We start from the raw sequence: 6553 nt of genomic DNA, 5'->3' as shown, positions 1-6553 counted from the left end.
CAAGCCGGAGCCGAATACCTTCAACAACGGCGTCGCGGCCCTGGGTTCCGGGTTCGTCCTGCGGACGCCCCGGAATGACGGTCCGGAGCAGAATGTCGATCGAACCTAGATCAAAACGGCTTCTCCCTCCACGTCGCGGGGAGGAAGAAGCCGGAAATCACCAGACGCCGATCTTTTCGGCCTCGGCGTGGCTGATAGGATGGCGGGCCTTGGCGTGGTCTTCTTCGGCCAGGAAGCGGGCGGCCTCCAGCGCGGCCATACAGCCCATGCCCGCAGCCGTGACGGCCTGACGATAGACGTCGTCGGTGACGTCGCCCGCGGCCCAGACGCCTTCGATGGCGGTGGAGGCCGTGCCGGGCTTCACGCGCAGATAGCCGCCCGAATTGGTCTCAAGCTGGCCCTTGAACAGTTCAGATGACGGGGCGTGGCCGATGGCGATGAAGACGCCGTCGGCCGAGATTTCGGTGGTCGAGCCGTCCTGCACGTTCTTCAGGTGCACGCCGGTGACGTTCTTGGCCATGCCGTCGACGACGCCGACGACCTCCTCGATGGCCACGTTCCAGATCACCTCGATCTTGGGGTTGGCGAACAGGCGGTCCTGCAGGATTTTCTCGGCGCGGAACTCGTCCTTGCGATGGATGACCGTGACCTTGGAGGCGAAATTGGTCAGGAACAGCGCTTCTTCGACCGCCGTATTGCCGCCGCCGACCACGACCACTTCCTTGCCGCGATAGAAGAAGCCGTCGCAGGTGGCGCAGGCCGAGACGCCAAAGCCCTGATAGGCGGCTTCAGACTCCAGACCCAGCCATTTGGCCTGTGCGCCGGTTGAGATGATGACCGTCTCGGCCAGGATTTCCTCACCGCTGTCCAGTGTCAGGCGGAACGGGCGCTGGGACAGGTCCGCCGAGGTGACGATGTCATGGATGACCTCTGTGCCGACGTGCAGGGCCTGAGCCTGCATCTGCTCCATCAGCCAAGGGCCCTGAATCGTCTCGGCAAAGCCGGGATAGTTCTCGACATCGGTGGTGATGGTCAGCTGGCCGCCCGGCTGGATGCCGGCGATGACAACGGGGTTCAGCGAGGCGCGCGCGGCATAGATGGCGGCGGTCCAACCTGCGGGACCGGATCCGATGATGGCGACGCGGACGGTTCTGGGAGTGCTCATGACGCCTATTTAGGCGCTGATTCCGTTCTGTGCGATGCTAGTCTTCAGGTCTGACGGATCGGAAATGAAAATGAAGAACAAGGGCGCAGCCTTTTTCAGCACCGGTATCAGCATGGGCGTCGCCATCGGCGTGGCGCTGGGTTTGGCGATGGACAACCTGGCGCTGGGCATCGCCCTGGGCGTGGCCATCGGTTCAGGCCTCGGGTCCGCCGGAGTGGCGGTCGTCAACAAGAAGGCCGAAGACGGCAAGAACGACGCCGACAAGTCGCCGGATTAGATGGCGCCGCGCGTGCTCATCGCCTCCAGCACCGCCCGCGCTGCGCGGTCGGTTTCGGCCAGCGGATCATAGATCCAGGCGTCCAGCGTGCCGTCGAACGGACGGGTCGCGCCGCGCGATTGCAGGTCGTCGTGCAGGCGGGTGAACTTGTCGCCGGACTTCAGCGGGATCATCGGCAGGACATGGACAGGCTTGCCGGTCGAGGCGGCCTCGGCGGCCATGTTGGCGCTGTCCTCGGTGACCAGAATGTGGTCGGCGTGGTGCAGGAAGCCGAACAGGGGATTGTCGCCGGTCCCGTCCCAGATCCAGCCGGGCAGGTCGGACAGGCGCGCGGTCATCGCCGCCTTGGCCGCATCCGGCGTGCGGCGCGAGAAGGTCAGCATCAGCGAGCCGCCCGACGTCCTGACCGCTTCTGCGATCTGGTCCGCCAGCATGACGGCGTGTTCAGCAGTCAGGTCAAAGGCCTTGGACCGGCCCCCGATCAGGACCGCGACGCGCGGATGGAGCAGGGGGGCGATGCGTTCTTCGAAGGCGGGTGCGGCCTCGGCGATGCGCTCTGGCGTGATCCGGTGCGGCGATCCGGTGATCTCAAAGACATTGTCGCCGGACAGACCGTCATGGGCGGGGGCGACGATCATGTCGTAGTGGTCGTTCGACCAACGCGGATCCTGGGTCTGGACGACGAAAGTCTTGCCGCCGCTCCAGCCTTTGATGCGGGTCGAAAGCGGCAGGGTGGCGCGCCCGGTGGCGATCCACAGGTCGGGCCAGGGGGCGTCCAGCGGATCGGAGGCAGGGTCCAGCATGGACCGCGTCTTCAACGCCGAAGGCCAGCGGTCGAACAGCGCCCGCCAGCGGATATGTTTGATTGTAATGTCGGCAGGCGTCAGGCGCTGGACGGCCTCTGCGAGGCCCAGCGCCTGATTTTCAATGCCGGTGCGGCCGTCAGAGACGACCCAGATGGCGAGCGGGCCATCCGAATGGGAGCCGGTGGAACGGGGACGAGTGTTCGCCCCCGTCATCGGGCTTATTTCCACTCGACCTTGAGGATCTCGTAGGCCTTCACGCCGCCGGGGGTGTTGACCTCGACCACGTCGCCGACCTCCTTGGAGATCAGGGCGCGGGCGATCGGCGAGGCGATGGAGATCTTGCCCTGCTTCACATCGGCTTCGTGTTCGCCGACGATCTGGTAGCGGGCCTCTTCCTCGGTGTCCTCGTCAACGACCGTGACGGTGGCGCCGAACTTGACCTGGCTGCCCGACAGTTTCGATACGTCGATGACCTGGGCGCGGCTGATCTTGTCCTCGATCTCGGCGATCTGGCCTTCGATCCAGCCCTGGCGCTCCTTGGCGGCGTGATATTCGGCGTTTTCAGACAGGTCGCCGTGCTCGCGGGCCTCGGAGATGGCCGCGATGACACTGGGCCTTTCGACCGACTTCAGTTGTTTCAGTTGATCGTCGAGGACGCGATAGCCCTCGCCCGTCATCGGCACTTTTTCCATTGGTGTCGTGATTTTTCTGGTTCGCCCGGAGATAGGAAAGACGCGAATTAAGCACACAAAAGGCCGCGGGGCGGGCGCGGCCGGGCATCGAAAATAGGCCTGATCGCCCTTTAATTCAAGGGCGAGGCCGATCTCGCGGCTGTGGATGGATCAGGCGCGGGCCGAAGGCTCGGCTTTGCGGTCGCGTTTCAGCACGGTTTTGATCAGGCTGTAAGCCAGCCAGCCAAGGGCGGCGAGGCCCAGCAGCATGAACAGGCCAGAGACCAGAGCAGCCCCAGCAGCCATGAAGGCGAGGACGAATGCAAGGGCGGCGGCAAGCCCCGCGACGATCTGAATGGTTTGAAGGCGCATGGCGTATTAACGCCTTGGCAAGTTTCTGGTTGCGTCAAACGGCCTCACCCAGGGTCAGGCATAGGCGTAGGGACCACCCCGTTCCAGCGCACGCTGATAGGCGGGGCGGGCATGGATACGCTGCAGAAACGCCTTCAGACGCGGTTGGTCCGCGACATCGAAGGCGCGTGTGGCGCCCGCCTCCACGGGGAAGCTCATGATGATGTCGGCGGCGGTGAACTGATCACCCGCGAACCAGTCAGAGCGGGTCAGTTCCGCCTCCCAGAAGGCGACTGCGGCGCGCAGTTGCGGGGTGACCAGTGCGGCGATGGTCTTGTCGGAGACGGCCTTGATGATGGGGCGGATCAGGCCGGGCACGCGTTTGGGCAGGACGCTGAACACCAGCGCCAGCAGCAGGGGCGGCATGGCCGACCCCTCGGCATAGTGCAGCCAGTAGGTGAAACGGCGCGCCTCTTCGGTCCGCGCGGCCGGGCGCAGGCGGCCTTCGCCATAGGCATCCAGCAGATATTCGAAGATGGCGCCGGTCTCGGCGACCGTGATGTCGCCGTCCTCAATCACCGGCGACTTGCCCAGAGGATGGATGGCGATCAGTTCGGGCGGGGCCAGTCGGGTGGCGGTGTTCCGCTCGTAACGCACCACCTCATAGGGCAGGCCCAACTCTTCCAGCAGCCACAACACCCGCTGCGAGCGGCTGTCGTTCAGGTGGTGGACCTTGATCATCGAAAGCGCTCCGGCGGCAAGATGCGACTATCTGCACGCCCGCCGCCGGAGTCGAGCCTTCATCGCGCGGTGCGGCCGCTCCAGCGGGTGCGGGCCGTGGGACGACCCACGGGACGTACCGGCGCCTTGGAACCCTCGCGGTGATTGCGCCAGACCTCATAGGCCAGGGTGGCCAGCGCCAGTTTTCCCGCGTGGCGACCGGCGAGACGGCGTCCGCCCTTGGACAGCAGAAGACCGCCGAGAATGGGAACAAGTTTGTGCAGACGAGCCATGGAAATCTCCTTCGGAAGGGATAACGCGCAGAGAGGCTTCGCGTTCGGGTCGGCATTGATGTGGGGTGCAGGGGGCGCGGTGAAAAGGTTTGGCGCGCGCGCGATGAAAACCAGTGCTAGCCCTATGTCATGGCACGCTCACGCTTCACCGCATTCGTCACATCCCTGAGCTTCTTCGTCATTGTGGCGCTGGTGGCGGGCATTGGTGTGGGGGCGTTCGCGCAGTCGACCCACGCCACCTGGCTGACCGGGGCGCTGGAGGTGATCGAAAGCCTGGGTCAGGTCTGGCTGAATGCGCTGCGGATCACGGTAATGCCTCTGGTGTTCAGCCTGCTGGTCACGGGCATCGTCTCCATTGCCGACGCGGCGGCGACCGGGCGGATCGCGGGGCGGGCCTTGATGGTGTTCGGCGTGCTGCTGGTCGGGGCGACCGTCTATGCGATCCTGGCGGGGCTGGGCCTCTTGGCGATCTGGCCGATTGATCCCGAGGCGGGACGTGACCTGCTGGCGGGAGTGTCGGCGGATACGGCCGCGACAGTGGGGGCGGCGGCCCATACGGATGGACTGAGGGCGTTTCTGAACAGTCTGGCGCCCTCCAACCTGATCAAGGCGGCGGCGGACGACGGGGTGCTGGCGGTGGTGGTGTTTGCCGTGGCCTTCGGGTTCGCCGCAACACGGATCAGGACGGACCTGCGCCGTCCGCTGGCGGGATTTTTCGAGGCGGTGGCCGAGACCATGGTGGTGATCGTCCACTGGGTGCTGCTGGCCGCGCCGTTCGGGGTGTTTGCGCTGGCGCTGGGCGTGGGGCTGCGCGCCGGTCTGGGTGTGGCGGGGACGCTGGCCCATTATGTCGCCATCCTGTGCCTGAGCCAGTTGGGTCTGATCCTGCTGACCTATGTCGTGGCGGTGGTCTGGGGGCGGGTGCCGCTGGGCCGGTTCGCCCGCGCGGTGGCCCCAGCTCAGGTGGTCGCCGTCTCGACCCAGTCGTCGCTGGCCAGCCTGCCGGTGATGATCGAGCGGGCGCGCGACTGGCTGGGCGTGCCGCAGGCGACAGGCGGGCTGGTCCTGCCGCTGGCGGTGGCGGTGTTCCGCATCACCAGCCCTGTCGCCAATCTGGGCGTCTGTCTGTATGTGGCCCAGCTGCACGGCATCGAACTGAGCCTTGGGGTGCTGGTTGCGGGCGGCCTTACGGCCCTGGCGGTCTCCATCGCCTCGGTGGGCCTGCCGGGGCAGGTCAGCTTCTTTGCTAGCGTTGGCCCCATCGCGTTGGCCATGGGTCTGCCGCTGGAGATGTTGCCCCTGTTGCTGGCGGTCGAGGTCATCCCTGACATCTTCCGCACCGTCGGCAATGTCACTGCCGACCTGGCGGTGACGCGGATCGTGCAGGGACGCGAAATTACAGCTGAAGAATGACGACCAGGGCTGCAGTCAGCAGCAAGCCGACGTGCAGTGTCAGGACAATGCCCATCCAGGTGCGGAACGGCTCCTTGCGCGTCTTGTGACGCATCAGGTGCTGGCCCATCCAGGCGCCGATGCCGCCAATCAGCACCAGAAACAGAAGGCGGCTTTCAGGGACGCGTTGAAGGCCCTGCTGGGCCATGTGTTTGTCCCAGGCGAAGGCGGCGAAACCCAGGGCCTCGGCCAGGAAAATCACCGCCAGGGCGCGGTCTATGTCGGTGACGGACATCTATCTCTGGCTTTCGAGCGAACAGTTTGGCCGTGTCCTGCCGAAAACCAGAGATAGTGTAAACATCAACCGTAGGCTTGGATCGCCTTTACATCCAGATCGCCGGCCTTGATGGCGCCGATGGCCTGGGCCGCCGCCAGCGCGCCTGCGGTTGTGGTGTAATAGGGCATCTTCATCATCAGGGCTGTGCGGCGCAGGCTGAAGCTGTCCTGCAGCGACTGTTTGCCCGAGGTGGTGTTGAAGACCAGCTGGACCTCGCCGTTCTTCATGGCGTCCACGATGTGCGGGCGGCCTTCCAGCACCTTCTTGACCAGTTTCACCTCCAGCCCCTGTTCGACCAGATAGGCGTGGGTGCCGCCGGTGGCGATCAGGCTGAAGCCTTCGGCCAGAAGGGTCTTGGCCGCATCGACGATGAAGGGCTTGTCCTCGTCCTTGACCGAGATGAAGGCGCAGCCAGAGGTCGGCAGGGTGACGCCGCCGCCGATCTGGGACTTGGCGAAGGCTGTCCCGAACTGGGTGTCGAATCCCATGACCTCGCCCGTGGAGCGCATCTCTGGACCCAGGACCGTGTCCACTCCATGGA

Annotated in this window: 9 protein-coding genes and 1 pseudogene; 2 read left to right on the top strand and 8 right to left on the bottom strand. The window is 65.3% G+C overall.

Going from position 1 to position 6553, the window contains the following annotated elements; all coding sequences use genetic code 11:
- Window positions 1–157 precede the first annotated feature (157 nt).
- A complete protein-coding gene (gene trxB, locus QZ281_RS17830; protein ID WP_292230877.1) occupies window positions 158–1165 on the bottom strand; it encodes a thioredoxin-disulfide reductase in 1008 nt (335 codons plus the stop codon).
- 64 nt (window positions 1166–1229) lie between these two features.
- Here trxB and QZ281_RS17825 point away from each other — a divergent pair, with 64 nt between their 5' ends.
- The gene (locus tag QZ281_RS17825) at window positions 1230–1442 is read left to right on the top strand and encodes a hypothetical protein (RefSeq protein WP_292230873.1); all 213 of its coding nucleotides are present in this window, start codon (window positions 1230–1232) and stop codon (window positions 1440–1442) included.
- On the opposite strand, the gene QZ281_RS17820 is transcribed toward QZ281_RS17825, so the two are convergent.
- The 5 genes from QZ281_RS17820 to QZ281_RS17800 form a co-directional block, all read right to left on the bottom strand.
- A complete protein-coding gene (locus QZ281_RS17820; protein ID WP_292230870.1) occupies window positions 1439–2461 on the bottom strand; it encodes a mitochondrial fission ELM1 family protein in 1023 nt (340 codons plus the stop codon). The two genes, QZ281_RS17825 and QZ281_RS17820, sit on opposite strands and share 4 nt — an antisense overlap.
- Before the next feature lie 5 nt (window positions 2462–2466).
- Window positions 2467–2940: a transcription elongation factor GreA gene (gene greA, locus QZ281_RS17815; protein ID WP_292230867.1), complete on the bottom strand. Its 474-nt coding sequence runs from the start codon at window positions 2938–2940 to the stop codon at window positions 2467–2469.
- A 150-nt stretch (window positions 2941–3090) separates the two neighbouring features.
- The gene (locus tag QZ281_RS17810) at window positions 3091–3291 is read right to left on the bottom strand and encodes a hypothetical protein (protein ID WP_292230864.1); all 201 of its coding nucleotides are present in this window, start codon (window positions 3289–3291) and stop codon (window positions 3091–3093) included.
- Window positions 3292–3345: 54 nt separating this feature from the next.
- A complete protein-coding gene (locus QZ281_RS17805; protein WP_292230861.1) occupies window positions 3346–4011 on the bottom strand; it encodes a glutathione S-transferase in 666 nt (221 codons plus the stop codon).
- Between the two features lie 59 nt (window positions 4012–4070).
- Window positions 4071–4283 carry a cysteine protease gene (locus QZ281_RS17800; protein ID WP_292230859.1) on the bottom strand — a complete coding sequence of 71 codons (213 nt, stop codon included), beginning with the start codon at window positions 4281–4283 and terminating at the stop codon, window positions 4071–4073.
- 129 nt (window positions 4284–4412) lie between these two features.
- Here QZ281_RS17800 and QZ281_RS17795 point away from each other — a divergent pair, with 129 nt between their 5' ends.
- Window positions 4413–5696 carry a cation:dicarboxylase symporter family transporter gene (locus QZ281_RS17795; RefSeq protein ID WP_292230856.1) on the top strand — a complete coding sequence of 428 codons (1284 nt, stop codon included), beginning with the start codon at window positions 4413–4415 and terminating at the stop codon, window positions 5694–5696.
- On the opposite strand, the gene QZ281_RS17790 is transcribed toward QZ281_RS17795, so the two are convergent.
- Together QZ281_RS17790 and QZ281_RS17785 are read right to left on the bottom strand one after the other, a co-directional pair.
- Entirely contained in the window at window positions 5680–5970 is a 291-nt protein-coding gene (locus QZ281_RS17790; protein ID WP_292230853.1) for a DUF1294 domain-containing protein, read from the bottom strand. The two genes, QZ281_RS17795 and QZ281_RS17790, sit on opposite strands and share 17 nt — an antisense overlap.
- Window positions 5971–6035: 65 nt before the next feature.
- A pseudogene (locus QZ281_RS17785) lies at window positions 6036–6553 on the bottom strand (carbamoyl phosphate synthase large subunit); the annotation flags it as partial.

Origin of the sequence: Brevundimonas sp. (assembly GCF_018608325.1) — a bacterium.
Lineage (GTDB): Bacteria > Pseudomonadota > Alphaproteobacteria > Caulobacterales > Caulobacteraceae > Brevundimonas.
This window is presented reverse-complemented; position numbering and strand designations above follow the sequence as displayed.